At 36.5% G+C, this 21061-nt stretch carries 19 protein-coding genes and 1 pseudogene; 8 read left to right on the forward strand and 12 right to left on the reverse strand.

The features are described from left to right. The first annotated feature begins 25 nt into the window (after positions 1-25). Complete coding sequence (locus SH601_RS00470; RefSeq protein ID WP_319956249.1) at positions 26-529, forward strand: MarR family winged helix-turn-helix transcriptional regulator; 504 nt, start codon at positions 26-28, stop codon at positions 527-529. Between the two features lie 70 nt (positions 530-599). On the opposite strand, the gene pepF is transcribed toward SH601_RS00470, so the two are convergent. After that, entirely contained in the window at positions 600-2414 is a 1815-nt protein-coding gene (pepF, locus tag SH601_RS00475; RefSeq protein WP_319956250.1) for an oligoendopeptidase F, read from the reverse strand. Positions 2415-2639: 225 nt separating this feature from the next. Here pepF and SH601_RS00480 point away from each other — a divergent pair, with 225 nt between their 5' ends. Continuing rightward, complete coding sequence (locus SH601_RS00480; protein ID WP_319956830.1) at positions 2640-2951, forward strand: multidrug resistance efflux transporter family protein; 312 nt, start codon at positions 2640-2642, stop codon at positions 2949-2951. Here the strand turns inward: SH601_RS00480 and SH601_RS00485 are convergent. Further along, a pseudogene (locus tag SH601_RS00485) lies at positions 2940-3257 on the reverse strand (multidrug resistance efflux transporter family protein); the annotation flags it as partial. The gene SH601_RS00480 and the pseudogene SH601_RS00485 overlap by 12 nt on opposite strands. Before the next feature lie 32 nt (positions 3258-3289). Next, positions 3290-3511, reverse strand: coding sequence for a hypothetical protein (locus tag SH601_RS00490; RefSeq protein ID WP_319956251.1), 222 nt, complete (start codon positions 3509-3511; stop codon positions 3290-3292). A 244-nt stretch (positions 3512-3755) separates the two neighbouring features. Between SH601_RS00490 and tnpB the strand changes: the two genes are divergently transcribed. Next, on the forward strand, positions 3756-4889 hold the full coding sequence (gene tnpB, locus SH601_RS00495; protein ID WP_319956252.1) for an IS200/IS605 family element RNA-guided endonuclease TnpB: 1134 nt from the start codon (positions 3756-3758) through the stop codon (positions 4887-4889). Between the two features lie 347 nt (positions 4890-5236). After that, the gene (locus tag SH601_RS00500) at positions 5237-6028 is read left to right on the forward strand and encodes a carbon-nitrogen family hydrolase (protein ID WP_319956253.1); all 792 of its coding nucleotides are present in this window, start codon (positions 5237-5239) and stop codon (positions 6026-6028) included. Positions 6029-6062: 34 nt separating this feature from the next. Here the strand turns inward: SH601_RS00500 and SH601_RS00505 are convergent, their stop codons facing one another. Continuing rightward, complete coding sequence (locus SH601_RS00505; RefSeq protein ID WP_319956254.1) at positions 6063-7580, reverse strand: methyl-accepting chemotaxis protein; 1518 nt, start codon at positions 7578-7580, stop codon at positions 6063-6065. 364 nt (positions 7581-7944) lie between these two features. Here SH601_RS00505 and SH601_RS00510 point away from each other — a divergent pair, with 364 nt between their 5' ends. Further along, positions 7945-8694 (forward strand): SDR family NAD(P)-dependent oxidoreductase, encoded by a 750-nt coding sequence (locus SH601_RS00510; RefSeq protein WP_319956255.1) that lies wholly within the window; start codon positions 7945-7947, stop codon positions 8692-8694. A 22-nt stretch (positions 8695-8716) separates the two neighbouring features. Further along, on the forward strand, positions 8717-9541 hold the full coding sequence (locus tag SH601_RS00515) for a methyl-accepting chemotaxis protein (protein WP_319956256.1): 825 nt from the start codon (positions 8717-8719) through the stop codon (positions 9539-9541). A gap of 124 nt (positions 9542-9665) precedes the next feature. Here SH601_RS00515 and SH601_RS00520 read toward each other — a convergent pair whose 3' ends face one another. Continuing rightward, positions 9666-10121, reverse strand: coding sequence for a DUF2269 family protein (locus SH601_RS00520; RefSeq protein WP_319956257.1), 456 nt, complete (start codon positions 10119-10121; stop codon positions 9666-9668). A gap of 37 nt (positions 10122-10158) precedes the next feature. After that, positions 10159-11616 carry a Na+/H+ antiporter NhaC family protein gene (locus tag SH601_RS00525; protein WP_319956258.1) on the reverse strand — a complete coding sequence of 486 codons (1458 nt, stop codon included), beginning with the start codon at positions 11614-11616 and terminating at the stop codon, positions 10159-10161. 129 nt (positions 11617-11745) lie between these two features. Here SH601_RS00525 and SH601_RS00530 point away from each other — a divergent pair, with 129 nt between their 5' ends. Continuing rightward, positions 11746-12534 carry a CPBP family intramembrane glutamic endopeptidase gene (locus tag SH601_RS00530; RefSeq protein ID WP_319956259.1) on the forward strand — a complete coding sequence of 263 codons (789 nt, stop codon included), beginning with the start codon at positions 11746-11748 and terminating at the stop codon, positions 12532-12534. A 38-nt stretch (positions 12535-12572) separates the two neighbouring features. On the opposite strand, the gene SH601_RS00535 is transcribed toward SH601_RS00530, so the two are convergent. From SH601_RS00535 to SH601_RS00550, 4 genes are all read right to left on the reverse strand, one after another. Further along, positions 12573-13004, reverse strand: a complete 432-nt coding sequence (locus tag SH601_RS00535; protein WP_319956260.1) for a small multi-drug export protein — start codon at positions 13002-13004, stop codon at positions 12573-12575. A gap of 56 nt (positions 13005-13060) precedes the next feature. Further along, positions 13061-13504 carry a flavodoxin domain-containing protein gene (locus tag SH601_RS00540; RefSeq protein ID WP_319956261.1) on the reverse strand — a complete coding sequence of 148 codons (444 nt, stop codon included), beginning with the start codon at positions 13502-13504 and terminating at the stop codon, positions 13061-13063. Positions 13505-13567: 63 nt separating this feature from the next. Beyond that, complete coding sequence (locus SH601_RS00545) at positions 13568-14617, reverse strand: ribonucleotide-diphosphate reductase subunit beta (protein ID WP_319956262.1); 1050 nt, start codon at positions 14615-14617, stop codon at positions 13568-13570. Positions 14618-14758: 141 nt separating this feature from the next. Then, positions 14759-17047, reverse strand: coding sequence for a ribonucleoside-diphosphate reductase subunit alpha (locus SH601_RS00550; RefSeq protein ID WP_319956263.1), 2289 nt, complete (start codon positions 17045-17047; stop codon positions 14759-14761). A 380-nt stretch (positions 17048-17427) separates the two neighbouring features. Between SH601_RS00550 and csaA the strand changes: the two genes are divergently transcribed. After that, positions 17428-17757: a chaperone CsaA gene (gene csaA / locus SH601_RS00555; RefSeq protein WP_319956264.1), complete on the forward strand. Its 330-nt coding sequence runs from the start codon at positions 17428-17430 to the stop codon at positions 17755-17757. A 75-nt stretch (positions 17758-17832) separates the two neighbouring features. Here the strand turns inward: csaA and SH601_RS00560 are convergent, their stop codons facing one another. Both SH601_RS00560 and SH601_RS00565 read right to left on the reverse strand, forming a co-directional pair. Continuing rightward, a complete protein-coding gene (locus tag SH601_RS00560) occupies positions 17833-18924 on the reverse strand; it encodes a hypothetical protein (protein ID WP_319956265.1) in 1092 nt (363 codons plus the stop codon). A 265-nt stretch (positions 18925-19189) separates the two neighbouring features. Then, positions 19190-20914, reverse strand: coding sequence for an ABC transporter ATP-binding protein (locus SH601_RS00565; RefSeq protein WP_319956266.1), 1725 nt, complete (start codon positions 20912-20914; stop codon positions 19190-19192). Positions 20915-21061 lie beyond the last annotated feature (147 nt).

Genomic DNA, 21061 nt, shown 5'->3' on the forward strand with positions numbered 1-21061 from the left:
CGTAAAAGAAAAAAGGTGGGGAAGAATGTTAGATAGAGTAGATTTTGTTCGAGAATCCATTGAATTTCTGCACGATTTTATTATTAAAAGTATTCAGAAACACGCAGAAAATTATGGTGTTACGGCTCCACAGCTTCGGGTTATATTTGAAGTGTGGGTAAATAAACCGATCAGTATTAAACAATTAACAGAAAGATTACGTATGACACAAAGTACTGTTTCAGATATTGTCGATCGACTTACAGCAAAAGGGATTCTAATGAAAACACCAAATCCAAATGATAAGCGGTCTGTTGATATTACTGTGACAGATACATTCTTGGAACAGGTAAATAAAGGTGACTTGGAGCCATTAAATAAACTACTTAGAGAGGCTTTGCAACAATTGCAACCAGAAGAACAAGAAGCAGTCGAAAAAGGGATGCGAATACTCGTAACAGCAGCCAAAGAGAAAATGGAGTCAGAAGGTATGGATACACTAGACTCGTTTGATGTATTGTTCGTGCCAAAAGGGAATAGAGAAAAGTGATGAAAAGACCAAATCGTTGTTGATTTGGTCTTTTTGATTAATCGTTGAATATTTGTTTCTTTAAGCTTTATTATGCATAACTTTTTTCTAGTTCATCAACTAGTGAACCTACATAGGCAACGGCATCTTTAATAGCATCTGGCTTTGTCATATCAACTCCAGCTTTCTTTATCAGCTCAAGTGGTTTTAGTGAACCACCAGATTTTAGTACTTCTAGCCAGTTGTCAGCAGCAGGTTTTCCTTCTGTTTGGATTTTTTGTGCGACGGCTGTTGCTACTGTTAAGCCCGCTGAATATGTATATGGATATAATCCCATATAATAATGTGGTTGACGCATCCATGTTAAGCCAGCTCCTTCATCAAAGCTCACCGTATCACCCCAGAAGTTTTGTAATGCTTCTAATTTTTGTTGTGAGAGCACGTCAGCTGTTAATGGTGTACCTGCTTCAGCAAGTGCATAAACACGACGTTGAAATTCCCCTTCTAACAGATGTGTAACAAAATTATGATAATAGGTTCCGATTAATTGGGTAATAACCCAACGTTTCATTCGTTTATCATTTGTTTTACTTAATAAATGGTTTGCTAATAATAATTCATTAATCGTGGATGGCGCTTCTACAAAATAAGTGGAAGTACGTGTATTCAGCAGATTTTGATTTTGCCCTGCTAAATAGAAGTGTCCAGCATGACCTAGCTCATGTGCTAACACAAACGCACCACGCATCTTATCTGTCCAAGTAATTAAAATATATGGGTGCACACCATAAGGGGTAGAGCAAAATGCCCCTGTTTGCTTCCCGATGTTATCGGCTAAATCTACCCAACGTTCATTTAATCCTCGTTTCATAATGTCACTATATTCAGGTCCCATTACTTTGAGTGCATCAAGAATAACAGCTGATGCCTCTTCGTAGGTAGTAGGCGGATTAAAATCAGGGTCTAACGGTGCTTTTAAATCAGCATAGTGCAGTTCGTCTAATCCAAGTTTTTCTTTCAATAATTTAGCGTATCGACGCATATGTGGAGCGAGTTCTTTTTGACTTACATCTAATTGATTATGATACATTTCCTTCGTTACTTGTTGTGGCGCAAGTAGCATATCTGTTACAGATTCATAGTTTCGTAGACGTGATAGTGTTACTTGTTTGGTTACTTCTGTTGCATATGTAGCAGAATATGTATGCTTATATTGATTTAATGTTTTCGTAAATGATTGGTATGCTTCTCGACGAATTCTCGTATTTGTTTCCTCTTCATAACGATCTTCATACAATGCAGCAGACATTGGCAATGGAGCACCATCATCATCTTGAATCGATTCAAATGTCATATCAGACGATTTACTTCGCTGATAAATCATGTATGGCGCATCATGAACTTGACCTAAGGCAGCTAATGTTTCTTCGATTTCAGGAGCAAGTGTATGTTCTTTCTTTTCTAATGTGTCTGTTAATGTTTTTTGGAAGGGAGTAAGCTTTGGTTCTTTTTGCAAAAATTGTTCCACTTGTTCTTCAGATAATGCTAAAAGTTCTGATTGAATAAAAGATAGTTTTGCTTGGATGCTTGCTAATGTAGCATCGACCTTGGAAGCGTCTCGTTGATTAGCAGGATCACTACCATCTGCACTGTTACGCAAATTAGCATAAGTAGCAGCACTGATTACACGTTTCATAAAGTTCTCATATGTAGTTAATCCATTAAGTAATGTAGTAGCATCATTTACTAGCTTCCCTTTGAATGCTGTTACTTGTGAAACATCTTCTTGGAGTGCTTCTAATTCTTGTTCCCAAGCTTCGTCAGTCGGGAATAAGTCTGTTAAATCCCATGTGTGTTCAGTCGGTACCTCAGATCGTTTGAGGCGTAATTCTTTTGTCGTAGTCATCTAAAATCCTCCTTTAAATAGTTCGACTATTCTAACTATTATAGTGCATTGTTTACTAGATGAACAGAATATTGGTAGATGATTGGACAAACTGTTTGAACACGAACGCTAACAGTTTGTTATTGCGCTTTCCTCAGAGCTTGTTGTTTCCTATTACTCCAAATAGTGACAAGACTATGGAGGATCATGCCAATGATGACGAGTGAAATGCCAATAAAAGATAGGATGCTAGGGAGTTCTGGATCATTTCTAGTTCCTATTCTAGATAAAAGTAAACAGCAACGCATCCCTATCCAAGCAATATTCATCTCTCTGATTATTTTAGCAGGGGTTTTTCTCACGCAAGTAGAGCATGCCAATGCAGTACCAATTACAAGTGTATTACTTTGCATTCTACCACTTTTACTATCAGCCATCGCCTATCCGTTAGGAAACCGCAAAATGATGCAAGTAGTAAACAGTGAATTGAATACGTTCCAACGAATTTTAGGAATGACGATTGCTTCTATGCCATTTTGGCTTATTAATAATGGTTAATTGAAATGTAGCAGCAACGAGCCAACCGGGTCCATAAATAGTCGCAAAAGCAAGTGGTGCATAAAAAAATCCGAATCCAACAGTACTTCATGTTAACCATGCTGTTGGATGTTGCTTCATATGTAGTATGACAGGTTTTACCTTTCGTTGATAGCCAACGATTAGAAGGAGTAATGGCAACATAAAGAGAAATCTAAGTGATGCACTCCAAGCCCAGCTTCCTCCATCAAGTTCCATGGAGCGATTCAGTATAAAGGTAACCGAGAAAAACATCGCTGATAAAATTCCCATACATATTGCTTTCATTTTTTCGCTCCTCTGTCATGGGGTTTATTATCTTACAAAGAATGTTGTGTTGTTTCTTCTTTCGTTGCTTTCTTTATATTATTGATTAGGTGATAAAGACGGAAAATACTACTGACTACGAGCCCAGTTCCGACTATCAAATGTAGCAGGTTAACGGAGTCCATGACAGAAGAATAAACTATCCCTAAAGCAGTAAATAAGATGATGATAAAGAAAACTAATTGAAATTTTACATAACCGCTGATGGCTTTCATGCAAAAATTCCCCCTTTTGCAAAAAGATTTTCTATATTATACCAAAGAATAAATGATTTTTGGGGAATAATGGTTGTTTTTTATCATCAATAGGCGATTCATCTCCCACCTTAAGGAATGAGAAATAGTAGGTGGGAGATGAATCGCCCACTCGATGGTTCGACTATTCTTCTTTGAAATGACCTATCCGCGATGTAAAATATGGTATAATAGATGTATCATGATACAGAAAGAGGTGAAAGCAATGCTCATCAAAAAGGCCTATCAATTCCGTATCTATCCAACAAATGAACAGAAAAGACAGATTGCGAAAACCATTGGCTGTTCTCGTTTTGTCTTCAATCATTTTTTAGCTAAGTGGAACGACACCTACAAACAAACAGAAAAAGGACTGACGTATAACGCTTGTTCTGCTCAACTACCCAAGTTGAAAAAGCAATTAAGCTGGCTAAAAGAAGTAGACAGCATTGCCCTTCAATCCTCTTTGAAAAACCTCTCAGATGCCTTTTCTAGATTCTTTAAAAAGCAAAACAAAGTCCCACGATTCAAGTCCAAAAAACATACTGTTCAATCCTATACAACGAAGCAGATAAACGGAAATATCGCCATGGAAGGGAACAAAATCAAACTACCTAAATTAGGGCTCGTTCGCTTTGCGAGAAGTCGTGAAGTTGAAGGTCGGATACTAAGTACCACTATTAGACGCAATCCAAGCGGCAAATATTTCATCTCTATTCTTGCAGAAACAGACGTACAACCATTAGAAAAAACAGCATCAGCTATCGGAATCGACTTAGGTATCACAGACTTTGCGATTCTTTCTGATGGTCAAAAGAAAGGCAATCATCGCTTCACTGCTAAGATGGAAAAGAAATTAAAACGAGAACAACGCAAACTATCCAGACGTGCTCTCTGTGCGAAAAACAACGGAATCAACCTACTAGATGCCAAAAACTATCAAAAACAAAAACGTGTAGTTGCAAGATTACATGAACAAGTCATGAATCAACGTGACGACTTCCTGAATAAGTTAAGCACAGACATCATCCAAAACCACGATGTGATCTGTATCGAAGACTTGAATACAAAAGGAATGTTACGAAATCATAAACTAGCAAAATCCATTTCTGATGTATCATGGTCTAGCTTTGTATCCAAACTAACATACAAAGCAAAATGGTATGGCAAAAAGATCGTGAAAATAAGTAGATGGTTTCCGTCGAGTCAACTATGTTCTGCTTGTGGACATTACGATGGCAAGAAGTCGCTAGATATAAGGGAATGGACTTGTCCAGCTTGTCATACGCATCATGACCGAGATGTCAATGCGAGTAAAAATATCTTAGCAGAAGGTCTGAGAATACACGCTTCTGCTTAGAGTAGATAGGATTAAACCGTAGGGACTACGGGGATAGCTTGGTAAAGAAGAGAAACCTCTGCTAGTTAAGAAATATACTAACAAGTACGCTCTGTTCCCAAGAATCCCCCACTTCAAACATCCTGAAAGGAGATTAAGTGGGGGTAGTTCAACTGCTGGACCTGATCATGAAGCAATGCCGTATAAAGACTTTCAAGACTGTATGAATCAGGCTGTAGATGCTTATAAAGGAGCAGATAGAACAAGGAATAGCAACAATAGCGAGATATATTGCTAAATTTGAAAAGCAACAAGTGATGCTGAAGGAAAGAGAACAGATTAGAAATTTATAAAAGTAGGTGTATTAGATGAAATATGCTATTTATCAAATGGATGTCATTGTCGCAGATCCAGCAGCAAATAGAGATAAAATAAAAAGATGGATTGAACAACAAGTAAAGGAAGATAAACCAGATACGATCGTATTACCGGAAATGTGGAATGCGGGCTACGCGTTGGATCAACTCGACCATTTAGCAGATAGTAACGGGGAAATAACCATTGCTTTCTTAAGTGAACTAGCTAAACAACATCAAATCAATATTATCGGTGGCTCTATTGCAAATAAAAAAGCAAAGGGAATCTATAATACTAGTTATATAGTTAATCGTGATGGTGAACTTGTCCATCAATATGACAAAATCCACCTTGTGCCAATGCTTGATGAGCCGAAGTATTTAATTGGTGGGGAAGAGAAGGGGACTGTATTTGCCTTAGATAGGATAAAAATGGGAATTATTATTTGTTACGATCTTCGATTTCCAGAATTGATGAGAGATTTAGCTTTGCAAGGAGCTGAGGTGATTCATGTTGTTGCACAATGGCCAACTTCGAGGAAAGACCATTGGACAGCGTTGCAATATGCGCGAGCAATTGAAAATCAGTGTTACCTTATTTCTGCTAATGGTAGCGGAGTATGTAACGGGACAGCGTTTGCTGGTGAATCACTTGTCATCCATCCATCAGGTGAACTGTTAGTAGCAGGAAAACAAGAGGAAGAATCGACAGTCAGAACAAGCATTGATTTAGCTGAAGTTGCTGAGATACGTAAAAATATTCCTGTGTTCGATAGTAGAGTACCACATTTATATTCTGTATAAACAACAAGCATCTCAACATTGAGATGCTTGTTAATTAGTTTGCTTCTTTAATTTTTTGCATAAGTTCTTTCAATTCTATCGTAATTTCATTTAATGTATGAATAAATGTCGATAGGTATTCAACTTCGGCTTTCTGTTCTTCAGAGTTTTTCACAGAAACTTGCGCATGTGATGCGGTTTCTGTTGCAATTGCTTGTATCTCATACATCGACTGCATCGCTTGGTTTGTTGTGTTGTTTGCTTCATTAGTAGACTTAGATATTAATTCTAATCGATTTTTTGTTTCTATAACCGATTCGAAAATACGCTGGAAAACTTTATTTGTTTGTTGCATACTTTGTTCACTTGCTTCTACTTCTTTCATCGTTTCTTGTAACGATGCTTCGGAGGATGATGTATCCTGTTGTATGGCTGTAATCAATGTTGTTACTTGTTTAGCAGCATCTGCTGTTTCTTCTGATAATTTTCGTACTTGCTCTGCTACTACTGAAAAACCTTTTCCATGTTCACCAGCTCTGGCGGCTTCAATTGCAGCATTTAACGCTAATAAATTGGTTTGAGCAGAGATGTCTGTTATTAGCTGAATAATTTTGCTGATTTCATTCGATCTACTTGTTAATGATTGGAATGTGTCTGTTGTGTTACTAACAGAGCTGCGCAACGTATTCATTTGTTCAATTGTTTGCTCTAATGTATCATTTCCTAGTTGCACTTCGTTTTCAGCATTTATCGTAATTTGTGCGACATTTACGGATTCTTGATCAATCTCTTTCATCTTATTCGTGATACTATTCATATTTTGTACATTATCATTTATTTTAACATGTTGATTAGTGGCATCTTCTGCAATCTTATTAGTATGTTCCACAGTTTGTGACATTAATATTTGATTTTTTTCGTCAACATTCTGTACTTTTTGAGAAGTATCTGTTAGCTTTTCTGTTGTTTTACTTAGCTTATTTAGCATTTCTTGGAGCATACGCTCATGCTCTTCTTTTTTATTCAAGTTGTCTGATAGACGGTTTCTCAGAATGACCTGCCAACCAACTGCCGATGATGTTGCGAGCAGGAATAAGGCATGGATCAATAACATAGAAAAGGAATATGTCTCTGTTCCAAATACATAGTTAGTAAAGAGAAAATAGCCTAAGATATGTTGTAATGCGAAGATAGTCGTCATAATGCCAATTAAACTGACTCGCTCATAATAGCCTATCATGGCTACAACCATAAAAATGGAGAAGTGGTACTCGACCATTCCTTCACCACCTGCAATCATCGAAATACTACTGAATGTAATCGTTAAAGTAACTAATACGGGTATGAATGGGTGGTCCTTTTGCCGAATATATAACATAATGGTTATAAAAAAGAGAATTACTGGCACAATAAGAAGGATGTTCAGCACAAGGGCTAACTGTGGCGCAAGTGCACCGTGATGCATGTGCCACCTGTCAGAAATATGAAAAAACCGGTGTAATAAGTGAATGCAACCTGAAGCAAATAGTACGCAAAATGCGAATATGAGTCCAACTTTATTCTTTGCTTGCAATAATGGCAACTCCTTTCGTTTGCTGTGATTATATTATGTATTAATAAAGAGTTATATTTAAATATATGTACCTATTTAGCTGAAAACGTCTTATGTATACAGTTGAGTCACTAGAGTTTAGTGTTCAATAGGTGCGCCATATGAATATATAATAGTGCGATCGACTCACTTTTTGTGATTGTATCATATTCGACAATAAAAGTGTAACATTTATTCATGCTATTGAGTAAATATTGTTTGCATGCGAATTTTCGACATTTTTTTGGATTTGAAGTCGAATTATTTTCATTCAATGGCAGATAGAGTTATCATTAATAAGTAAGATAGTTAGTAAATATAACCTAATACGATGGAGGTATGAAAAATGAGTAAAATAGCAATTATTACAGGTGGAGCAAGTGGTCTTGGATTGGCAACAGCAAGTAGATTAGCTCAAGAAGGCGTGAATATTTCTGTCGTAGACGTCAATGAAGAAGCAGGAGCTAAAGCTGTAGAACAATTAAAAGGTCAAGGTGTTGACGCAATTTTTGTTAAAGCGGACGTTTCGAAATCTGCAGATGTAAAAAATTATGTAGATAAAACAGTAGAACATTTTGGAACAATTGATTATTTCTTTAACAACGCTGGGATTTCTGGTAGCGGAAAATTCTTTTTAGATACAGATATAGAAGAAATTGAAAAAATTGTAGAAATTAACTTATTTGGTGCGTTATATGGTGTTCGTTATGTTGCAGAAGTAATGCTTAAAAATGGTGGAGGAGCTATTGTTAACACTTCATCAAGTGCTGGTGTTACTGGACAAGACTCTGTAGTAACATATTCAGCTACGAAACATGCTATTGTAGGTATTACGAAAAGTATGGTGGCAGAATATGCGAAAGATGGCTTACGTGTAAATGCTATTGCACCAGGTCCAACAGAAACACCAATGGTAAAAGAATTTTATGAAGCAAACCCTAAAATGAAAGAAAATGCAACAAGTGGTATTCCACAAAAACGTCTTGGAACACCAGAAGAAGTAGCAGAATTAGTTACCTTCTTATTAACTTCTAATGCAAATTATATCAATGGCGAAGTAATTCGTATTGATGGTGGCTTTACAAATACGAAATAATGGATGTCGCAAGGAGATTTTTATGAATAAAGTAGAAGCATTTATTACATCTGTTCCTCTTATGAAGGCTTTAATGCGTGAGGATATGATGATCACGGTATTCGATCATGAAAAATATCTTTATTATTCACCTAGTGAAGAGCTTAATTTTGGTCATAAGCCTGGTGATCCATTGCCTAACAATTATTTGAATTATGCAATGGTGAATCAACAAGGAACAACGGTTGTTCATGTACCTGCTGATGAATTTGGCGTACCTTTTGACAGCATTTCTATTCCGATAAAAGATGATAATGGTGAAATGATTGGGGCTATCAACGCTGCTGTCAGCACAAGAAAAAAAGATGCATTGATAGAGATTATTTCATCTGTTGAAGGTATCGCCAATGAATTGCAGGGGCGTGTAGAAGAAATTGCATTAAATGCAGAGAGTTTAACAGAAAAATCAACACACATGCAAAACCAAACACAAAGTACCGTAGAATATTCCTCTAATATTCAAGATATCGCTGCAACGATCAAAAATATTAGTGATCAGACGAACCTATTAGGGTTAAATGCATCGATAGAAGCTGCAAGAGTAGGAGCTGCAGGTGCAGGATTTGGAGTAGTAGCAGAAGAAATTAGAAAGCTATCTAGTAATTCTAAAGAAGCCACAGGCAGAATAGAAGATACGCTTAAAAGTATTACGAATTCTTTAGTAGCTCTTCAAGCTGAGTACGATACAATAGCAGACTCTTCACAAAAAGAAATGAATCTTGTACAGGATTTCATTACGCAAGTAGAAGAATTAAAAACAACATCTGATAAGCTAAGAGATTTTATGAAAGATAGTGTGATTGATTAAATGTGAAGAAGGGCTGCCTCAACCGATTAGGTTGAGTGCAGCCCTTTTTCAAGTTGATAGTAAATCCCCAAAAACTGATCGCAATAGAAACAGATCAACCATCAAGTTGATGATTGATCTGTTGTTAAAATGGCTTCGTGATCATCAATAATATGATCGCCAAGAGTAATGTGTTCTCAACATACTCTGTGCGTAATAATTTTTTTACGTAGTAATGGTACTCGTCAGGAACGTAATCAAGATTATCATCAGCAAGTAATTCTTTGATCGGTGTAGAATATTTCTTTAAAATAGTTGGCCCTAACGATAGAGCGATAAAGAAAAGAACCATACTGACAATGTACCAACCTTGTTGAAAGAGAAAGGTATTGATTGCACCCATCAATAGTCCCGTTATTAAAACAAGTACCCCGCCAATCATGACAAAGATGTGCACCTTTCGTTTTATCGCAAAAGCGTGTCTAATCTCTGGTAACGTTTTTGCTGATTTAACGATGGTTGTTAGTACAAATCCAGGTCCTACTCCAACGATAGCAGAGAAAATATGAATAATAACTAGGATAGTGTAAATTGTGTGCATCAGGTCACCTTCTTATTTTTTTCTCTTAAGATATATTTCATTTTGGTGGTTCTTTTAATTCCTCACCATTTTTTCCTTGATAGCGAATGCCCCAGCCAGTCAGTGCAGCGACTAACATAACGATCACAAGGAACCAACCTTGGAATACGAATGGGAATACAGCAGTTGGTGATACAACAGGAAGCCATTCATATGTTTCCTGCATCATGCTGATAGTTGACCAACCGAGTAGTACTGGCGCTCCCCATGGGAAAATATAACCTAATGCTGATGTAAGTGCATCAAGCATGTTTGCACGTCGATAACTATGAATTTTATATTTCTCACCGATTTCTTTAACAAACGGTGCTGCAGCAATTTCGGCCGCTACGTTAATTGTAATAGCACTATTCAATAATGATACAATTGCCCATATAGACAATTCGGCACGTCGAACAGAGTTTTTAATCCATTTCATTAATGTATCAGTAATCACTTGCATCGTACCACCTAAACGTAACAGATGTGCAGACGCCACAATTAATAAAATTAACACTGCCATTGTAATGTAGCCAGTAATACCATTAATTAGTGCACCTTCTACCATATTTTCTGAGTCAGGATTAAATTGAATAACATCACTAAAAGACCCAACCGGTAAGACAAGGAACATAACGATAGAAATTAAAATTCCCCATGTTAAGGAGGTAATAATGTGTTGTCCTGATATTGCTAAAAATAGTACGACGGCAAAAGGTATAAGCATTAATAATCCCGTTGGATCTGTAGTAGCCTGGATACTTGCTTGGTTTTCTAATGAGCCACCACCACCAAAAATTACGAAGATAATTAATGTTGGAATTGCCGCTGCAATAGCATATTTAAAACGACTTCTTACTACACTAGGAACATCTGCACCTTGGGTAGTAGCCGATACAATCGTGGTATCTGATATTGGTGCTAAGTTATCGCCAAATACAGCTCCGGCAAGAATCGCAGCAAATAAAATCGTTGGATCTGCTCCTGTTGCTACTCCGGCAGGAAACATTAAAGTACAAAATGCAACTGTTGTACCATAACCGGTACCAACCGCAGTAGAGAATACGGCAGCAAGGACGAATGTCATACCGACAAAAAGTCCACCTGTGAATCCGGTAATCATCCCGACCCAGACCAGACCTTCAACAAGTCCACCAACCTGCAATACTTGAGCGAACATACCTGCATAGAACCAGGCAACCATTGCAATCACACCAATAGGTTGTGCAAGTCCGTCAAATAATCCTTGAGCATAGTCTGACCATTTACTCTTGGAAAAGAACAATCCTAAGGTTATACCTATAATTGCTCCAAGGACAAGTCCGATCTCGGATGATAATTGTAATACACTTGTTGTTATTGCCCAGACGACAAAGAATAATAGTGGAACGGCTGCGCCAAACGCACCTAATCGAAAATCTAGCTTCTCTATTTTTGAATTCCCGGTCGCACGAGATAATTGTTTATCTTGTCCCATAGATATCCCCCTTTTTCTATAAAAGACTCCTAACATTGTACCATATATTGCAGAGGAATTAATAAGATTTTTTTGGTTAAATCATGATAAAATGTGTATGATGGATGATTATTTCTGGAGGGGGATATGATGGTACAAAACAAATGGAAAATGAAGCTTACTTTGTTACTGACACTACTTGGAGCGATAGGTATTATTGCGATTATACCATATGAAATGACCGCATTAATGAACGATGAGGTGCCTCAATCGCTGCCAAATCCAGTTCCAGCTTCACTAGTAATGACGATTAATTCTATTATACGAATAATCTTTTTATTCGTCTTAGTATTATTTGGTGTGCGGCTTCAAAAAAGAACAAGTCTGAGAGCACCTATTTTCGAAGCGTTGATATATGATAGAAAAGAGCTCCATATCTCTACAAAATGGATTGGCATAAGTATTGCGATTACCTTCATCGGGTCACTTGTGACGATTTTACTTGATTTATTTGTCTTCACGCCATTCATCACCATATCTCAGGCAGATACAACAACAATGGTATGGTGGGAAGGACTGCTAGCAAGTTTATATGGTGGTATAACAGAAGAGTTGATGTTGCGATTATTTGTGATGACATTGATTGTTTGGATATTAGCAAAAATAACCCAAAAGCAAGGGAGTGACATTCCACGTAGCTTTTATGTTACAGGGATTATCCTTGCAACCATTTTATTTGGTTTAGGGCATTTGCCTGCAACGATTCAGTTGTTCGGTGAATTATCTCCAATCCTTTTGATTAGAGCGTTAGTATTGAATGGAATGCTAGGATTATGGTTTGGTTATTTATATTGGAAAAAAGGATTAGAATACGCCATTATCGCGCATATGGCAGCAGATATATTCATTCATGTGCTATTTGCATCAGTACTTGGATAATAAAAAGCCTCTAAACAGATTAGAGGCAAATAACCGTTTTATCTGGTAAAGAAATCAAATCCTAAAGCGGTCAGTATACCGAAGGCTAATGCCCATACACCGATACTAAAGGTAGACCATAATAACGTTGCGCGTTTGGTTGCACCTAGTGTCATTCCGATAAATGCGGCGATATGTGAACCGATTAAGATAGGGCCTAGCATAACCATTCCAGGCAAGCCGTATTTATTCCATAATGTTTTGGCTCTGTCTTGACGTTTTGATTGCTTCTGTTCATTACGTTTAGCGAGCCATCGTTTAAATTTATCGTAGCCGAAAATGAGTGGTACAATCGTTGCCATATTTCCAATGAAAGCAACTAGTATGACTAAAGCAGGATTTAACCCTGAGATAATACCAACAGGGATAACAATTGCAATTTCTAACCAAGGTATTGCAGCACCTACAAAGATGAGCAGGTATTCTACCATTTATTTTCTCCCCTTTAAAAAAGGACTGATGCTATAACTAACATCAGTCCTTAAAATTAAGAAACAACAACGAATTCTTGCAATAATCGTTCGCAAAATTTTTCGCAACGGTGAAGGTCTTCATCTTGAGGTGTTAATTCTACTTTTAACGTTACGGCAAGATTAGTATGCACGTAGAGCATATCTCTAAAACTGTCAACTGCTCCACAATAATAAGGATAGAAGCTATCACCGGTTCCAAATACACCTGTTGTTACATGCTTTACATCTTCCTCTTCAAATGCTTCAAAGACTTCTTCCATTTCCATTGGTAAATCACCATTATCCCAAGAGTACGTACCGATTGTGACGATATCGTAGTCATGAAGCTGAGAAGCTTGGAATTCATCAACTGGAATTAAGTCTGTCTCCACTTGATGCTGATTCATTTTCTCACCGATAATATCTGCCAGAGTAGACGTATTACCAGTGACGGATGTATAGATTATAGCGGCCTTCATTTGGATAAACCTCCTTTATTAAAATGAGAGCATGACGGTTTAGTTATTACGAATAGTGATTTCTTACAATTCATCAAATCCGTTAGAAGATGATACTTTCGTATACGTACGAGATTTTTGCTCGAAAAAGTCTGATTTTGTTTCATTCATCATTTCATCACTGAAAACGTGAATCCATTGCATTGGATTTTCTCGTTCAGGATAATAGTTGTCTAAGCCGATTTGGCGGAAACGCTTGTTAGCTAAATATTCTACATAGCCATGGAATTCATCTAGATCAATTCCTTCAATATCTTTAAGAATGTAATTTGCCCATTCTTTTTCTAATTGTACAGCTTTATCAATTGTTTGATAAACATATTGAATGTTTTCTTCTGTATTTAGCTCAGGATTTTCTGTTAGTAAAATACGTACAAACTGGGAGACGAAATAAGCATGTTGCATTTCATCACGCTGAATATAACTGATCATTGTACTTGTTTTTAGCATTTTTTGTTGACGTGCTAAATGATAGAAGAAGGCAAAACCTGCATAGAAATAAATACCCTCTAGGTTGATTGAATTGATTGCTAATTCAAATAAGCGTTGTGGTGTTGGATTTTCACGGAATGCTTCATAGCTATCAAGGATTAATTGATTTCTTTTACGAACAATAGGATCTTCTTTCGCTTGGTCAAATCGTTCATTTTGCTCACGTAAAGGTACTAATGAACTCAAGATGTAAGAATAAGATTCATTGTGTACCGCTTCTTGTTGTGAAATGACAGCGAAAATAGCTTTAAAGCTTGAATCTGTTACATAATCCATCACATGTGTCATTGTCGGTGTTTGTAAACTATCTAGAGAAGCTAATTGGGTATTAACACGTAAGAAAACATCTTTTTCGATATCTGTTAAGTTATCCCATTGTTTGATGTCATCTTGCATATTAATTTCTTGTGCCTTCCAGAAGTTGGCAAGTAATGTTTGATATAAATCATACATTTGTGGATAGGCAATATCATTCCAGTTCAATAGACCTGATGATTCGCCATTAATCAGGCCTGTGGCTTTATTAGGATATGTTGGATTCAATAATTTAATTTGTGATAAAGGTTTATCAGCTTGTGACATGTTATATAGCCCCTCCTTTGATTTTCAATTATATAAGTGCGTTTTTGTCATATTCATATATAGACTATGACAATAGGAGAGGGGTTAATCCCCTAACCTTTTTGTCACAGTCTTGTTTGCTTACAACTAGAAGGGAAGACCTTAACTATGGCATGCTTCACATTCTTCAATTTCTGTTTGAGAAGTACTACGAACATAGTAAGTGGTTTTTAATCTGTTTTCCCATGCTGTCATGTGTAAGTTTAATAATTCTTTTGCTTTAATATCATGACGTACATATAGGTTAAAGCTGATTGCTTGGTCAATATGACGTTGACGTTTCGCATTTTGTTTAATGCTCCATACTTGATCAAGGTCATGACGAGCGCGACGGTAATAGTTATATGTTACGTGATCAAGATCTGGTGCTGTTACTTTAAATTTAAAGTTTTTCTTTTCTTCTGCATACTCTACATTGTAGATTGGGTCGATACCATCTGTTGAGCCACCAATTTTCGCAGTAGAAGAGTTAGGTGCTACAGCCATTAACCAACCGTTACGAATACCGTTTGCTGCAACATCTTTACGTAATTCGTTCCAACGATCAGAGTGATAGTCACGACGATCGAAGTATACACCAGTTTCCCATTCAGAGCCTGCAAATTCAGAATAAGCACCTTTTTCTTTCGCTAATTCCATAGATGCTTTAATTGTGTAGTAAGCAATGTCTTCATATACTTTATCCGCATATTCAACAGCTTCATCAGATTCCCAATGAATGCTTTCTAATGCAAGTAGGTGGTGCCATCCAAATGTACCTAATCCAACTGCACGATATTTCTTATTCGTTACTTGTGCCTGACCAACTGAAATCGTATTTAAGTCGATAACATTGTCTAGCATACGAACTTGAATTGCGATAAGACGATCTAATACTTCTGCACGTACTGCATTTGGTAAGTTAACAGAAGATAAGTTACAAACAACAAAGTCACCAGGTTTACGAACGATAACAATGTTTCCATCTTCATCTTGATATTCTTTAGAAATAGTTGTTGGTGACATGTTTTGGGCAATCTCTGTACATAAGTTACTGCAATAGATAGACGTTTTACCAACACCACGTTTGTGTTTGTTCGGGTTTTGACGGTTTACTTCATCACGATAGAACATGTATGGCGTACCAGTTTCTAATTGTGCAACCATAATACGAGCCATAATATCCATAGCACGGTATGTTTTTCTAGGAAGTAATGGATGATTGACAGCTTCCCAATATTTTTCTGAGAAGTATTTGTTATCTTCTTCATCATAGAAATCTTCTAGTCCAAGTGGATTACCGTTCTCGTCTTTCCAACCCATCATTTGTTTTACTTGGTGTGGACAGAATGTATGCCATTCACCGATACTTTTTCCGCTAGCATCTGTTTCTTTTAATTGCTCCATGAAAAGGTCAGGGATAGAAACACCTGTAAAGATATCGTGTGCTTTACGACGTTCATCACCATTGTTTGTTTTTAAGTCTAAGAATCCGTTCATAATATCTTTATGGAATACATCTAAGTAAATGGCTACGGCACCTTGGCGTTGACCTAATTGATCAACACTAACAGCTGTGTCGTTAATAAGACGAATCCATGGTACAACACCTGAAGAGTTACCTTTGAATTTCTTAATATCAGAACCTAACGCACGGACTTTACCATAATAGATACCAATACCACCACCGTCTTTACTTAGACGCGCGATATCCCAATTATTTAAGTAAATACCATCTAAAGAGTCATCAACTGTATCAATGAAGCAAGAAGACAGTTGTCCATAGCTTTTACCTGCATTTGATAGTGTTGGTGTAGCTACTGTCATATAAAGGTTACTTAATGCCCAGTATGCTTCTTTTACTAATTCTACTCTTTTCTCTTGTGGTTCGTTTTGCATTAATGTCATCGCAATGATCATGAAACGTTCTTGTGGTAGTTCATAAAGGTTACGATCATGGTCTCTTGCTAAGTAACGGTCACCTAGTAAGAATAATCCAATATAGTTGAACAGATTATCTTTATCTGCATCAATTGCTTGTTGTAAAGAAGTAATATCTTCTTTTGTATAATGATTTAATAATTCCGTTGAATAGATGCCTTTATCTGTTAATGTTTGAATTAAATGATAAAAGTCACCATATTTATCAGCTTGATCATAGCCACGATTGTTAGCCGCTTCTTGATACAATTGTGATAAATGGAAATGCGCCGCAACAAAAGTCCAATTTGGCTCGTCCATTGCTATACGGTTAAGTGAATAGAATAATGCCTCTTGTGTAGCTTCGTTTTCAGCTTTTGTAGATTCTTCGATACGGAGTCGGATTTCTTTCGTATCTAACCCAAATTTCGCTTCTGCATCTTGTAATGCTTTGGTTACCGACTCTTTAATAGATTTGACTTCAGTTGTCATGAAAAAACCTCCATATACATAATAAAAGCCCCGTTGTTGGAGCGATATTGTTCAAAAAAGATCGATGATAATCTTTTATATATAAAACTTCATAAGATAGATAAAAAAGGTGTAGGACACCATATATGGATATTTCGTGTCGACCTAATAACTATATATGGTATTGTAACTTATTCAGCGATTTTTTACAAGAAAAAATGATCACGAAAAGTATTCAAATAATTTGTAAAAGTGTTGATGTTGAGAGATATAGTATATCTGATTGGGACGTTTGTATCAACTTTAAAAACTGCATTTTTTTTCGCGAAAAAAGTTAATAAATGGTATGATTTAAATAGCGATTTTTTGAAATTTTCAATAAAAATAATAGAGGTGATAGAGTGGTAACGATAGAGGATTTTTCCAAGTTAGATTTGCGGATTGGTACGATTATCGAAGCAGAGGATTTTACAGAGGCGAGAAAACCAGCGATAAAACTGAAAATCGATTTTGGTGAACTAGGGGTGAAGGGATCTTCTGCACAAATTACGAAAAGATATCATCCAGAACAATTAATTGGCAGACAAATAGCAGCAGTTGTGAACTTTCCACCAATGCGAATAGCTGGTTTTAAATCCGAGGTGCTTGTACTAGGCGGAATGCCTAGTGCAGATGATGTTGTGCTACTTAGTCCTGATGAAGCAGTGGAGAATGGAACGAAAATCTCATAAAGTGATACTTCAGTCAGTGTGATTTTTACGGATTCATGCATCGTGATAAATAGAATGAACCCACATTGTGCCGTATTAAGAGACATGTGGGTTTTCGCTTTGCATTATATCTAAACAATGAGTAATCAATTCCGTTTCAAATAGAATGTCTGCTTTATTAGGTAGATTATTTGTTAAGGATAGTCCTTTTTCAAAAAGTTTTGTCGCTTTTAGTTGATTATGATTAATCTTCCATTCATACATAGCTTGCACGCGTAAATTATTAGTCATCGGATAAGCTAAATTTGTTTTTAGCTTTCGAGCATTAAACAAGGTGATAACATGTTCTTGTTGAAGGTTAAAGTACATTTGACAAAACGCCCATTCTTTAGCTATTTCGATATAGAAAAAGTTATGACGGTCTATATTTTTATATAAATTATCGATCATTTCTTTAGCTCGATTAAAATCATTGGTTTCAATTGCTCGGTTGTAGTGAATAAGCATTGCCCCAATATCCCATATATTTTGGTAGTCCAATTGTTCGGGAATTTTTATTAATTCCTCATCTATTTCATGATAGCGGGTTCCGGTTGTTGTTAATGCATGAAAGGTTAATTGACTATATAGTTGTGTTTGTATAGTCTGGTTGTTCCATGCTTTTTTCAGTAGCATTCCATCATTTATACTCATTGGAATAAGATTAACAGTTGCCAAGAACACACCTATCACTATAAAGCAATACAGATAAACAGAATGAAAGTTGGACAAGAACGATATGCTGAATGCTATACCACTAATAATCAGATTAAGTAAGCCTCCACCAAGCAAATAGCATTTGAATGGTCGTATTCCTTGGTAATCGACTGGTGGCATCATTAAACATTGCCCAAGTGTTCCAGGGACATGTATTTTTTTTACGACAAGTTTTTTGTCCATCTTCACCCAAACGATTGAAAAAATACGGAAAGATATAAAGGTGAAACCAGTCATTTTTCCGAAAATAAAATGTCCAAACTCATGGATAATGATGTGTAATATATATGAAAGAATGATAACGCCGATAATTAAAAATAAAGTAGTAAAGGAAATATCCATTAGACTGTTATCAAACAAAGCAGCACCGCCAATACCAATTCCAAATCCAATTATTGCATAAATAATGATAACAATTATCCCTTTTTTCATAATAAACTCCTTTTCTATTATTTTTACTGTACTCATAAGATGAATGAACGCCCGAAGGAGAGCAGAATTAAAAATTAGGTAACTCATAAGTCGAATGAACGCCCGAACGAAAGCAGAAACAAAATTTAGGTCACTCATAAGGCATTAATCAAATAGAACCAAAAATGAAGTCACTTATATATAAACTAGGGATGTATGAGCCTGTAATATTCACCCTCATATTAGCATTGATTAGCAGAATAAGGAAGACTAAAAGCAGCTGCCTTTAGTCTTCTTTTTGTTGATATTGAATTTTATGCAAACGAGCGAATACGCCATCTTTTGCTAATAGTTCTTGGTAGGTTCCTTCTTCAGCGATACCGTCTTTGGTGACAACGACAACACGGTCGGCATCTTTAATAGTTGCTAATCGGTGTGCGATTACTAATGTTGTACGATTTTCTGCAAGTTCATCAAGTGATTGCTGAATAATTCTCTCTGTTTCTGTATCTAAAGCGGAAGTAGCTTCATCCAAAATTAAAATAGGTGGATTTTTTAAAAAGGTACGCGCGATTGCTAAGCGTTGTTTTTGACCACCAGAAAGCTTCAGTCCACGTTCACCAATTTGTGTGTCATACCCATCAGGTAACTCTGTAATAACTTCGTGTAAGTGTGCTTTTTTCGCTGCATCGGTAATTTCTTCTTCTGTAGCTTGGCGGTTACCATATGCAATATTTTCACGAACAGTACCAGTAAAGAGAAAGACATCTTGCTGAACAAGACCGATTTGTGAGCGTAATGATTTTTTCGTCATTTGACGAATATCCATTGCATCAATTGTAATCGCCCCTTCGTTTACATCATAAAAACGAGGGATCAGAGAACAAATCGTTGTTTTACCGGCACCAGAAGGTCCAACGAAAGCAACCGTTTCACCAGGATTAATCTGTAAATTAATATTGTTCAAAATGGACTTCTCTTCATCATACGAAAAGCTAACTTGATTAAAATGAATGTCTCCAGTTAGATGGTCAACAGCTATTGCATCAGGTCTATCTTGGATGTCAGGTTCTTTAGCAAGTAGTTCTCTAAAGCGACGGAAGCCTGCCATTCCTTTTGGATATAACTCTAACAAGGCACTAATCTTATCTACTGGTTTAATCAGAACGTTTGTATAAAGCACAAAGCTGACTAGTTCACCGTAAGAAAGTTTTCCATTAAAAGTTAACCATGCTCCTACGACAAGTACGATTAATGTTAGAAAACGAGTCATCATATAAATACTTGAATGAGTTCCAGCCATTACTTTGTAAGCTTTTATTTTCGCTTTGCGGAATAAGCCGTTATCTTGATTGAATCTTTCTAATTCAAATTCTTCGTTCGTAAAAGATTGCACGACTCTAACACCAGATACGGCATCTTCCACACGAGCATTGACACCTGCAATATTATGGTACATATTTTTCCACGCTTTATTCATCGCGATATTACAATACGTTACAAGGGCAGCGAGTAATGGGACGAGTACTAAAGCAATTAATGCTAATGTAGGATTAATAGTGAACATAATCCAAAAGGCTCCGAAGAACGTCATAATCGCAATAAAGAAGTCTTCGGGACCATGGTGTGCTAATTCACCAATATCGAATAAGTCATTCGTAATCCGACTCATAATCCGGCCTGTTTTCGTATTATCAAAGAATTTGAATGATTGACGTTGTACATGGGTAAATAATTCCTCACGCATATCTGTCTCAATATTAATACCGAGTTTGTGCCCTAAATAACTGACTAGAAATTGTAGGAAGGTGCTGAGCAAGTAAACGGCAAATAATAAAATACTAACCGTTACAATCAGATTCCAGTCACGATCAGGTAACAATTCATCGATTAACCATTGTACAGCAACTGGAAAAGCAAGCTCTAATATTGCTACAATAACAGCACTCGTAAAATCTACAATAAAAAGTCGTTTGTGTGGTTTATAATAAGAAAAAAATTGCTTTAACATGGGATACTCCTTTGCTAAAAATTATGTCATATCACTTTTTGAGCATGACTAATAACGTATTATAGCAGAAATTGTTCGAATAATCTTAAAAATAGATAGGAATCAGTAGATATTTTGGATAATCCCGCTCTTTTGCTATACTAAAGA

Source organism: Gracilibacillus pellucidus, from assembly GCF_033949965.1.
In the GTDB taxonomy this organism is placed as follows: domain Bacteria; phylum Bacillota; class Bacilli; order Bacillales; family Amphibacillaceae; genus Gracilibacillus; species Gracilibacillus pellucidus.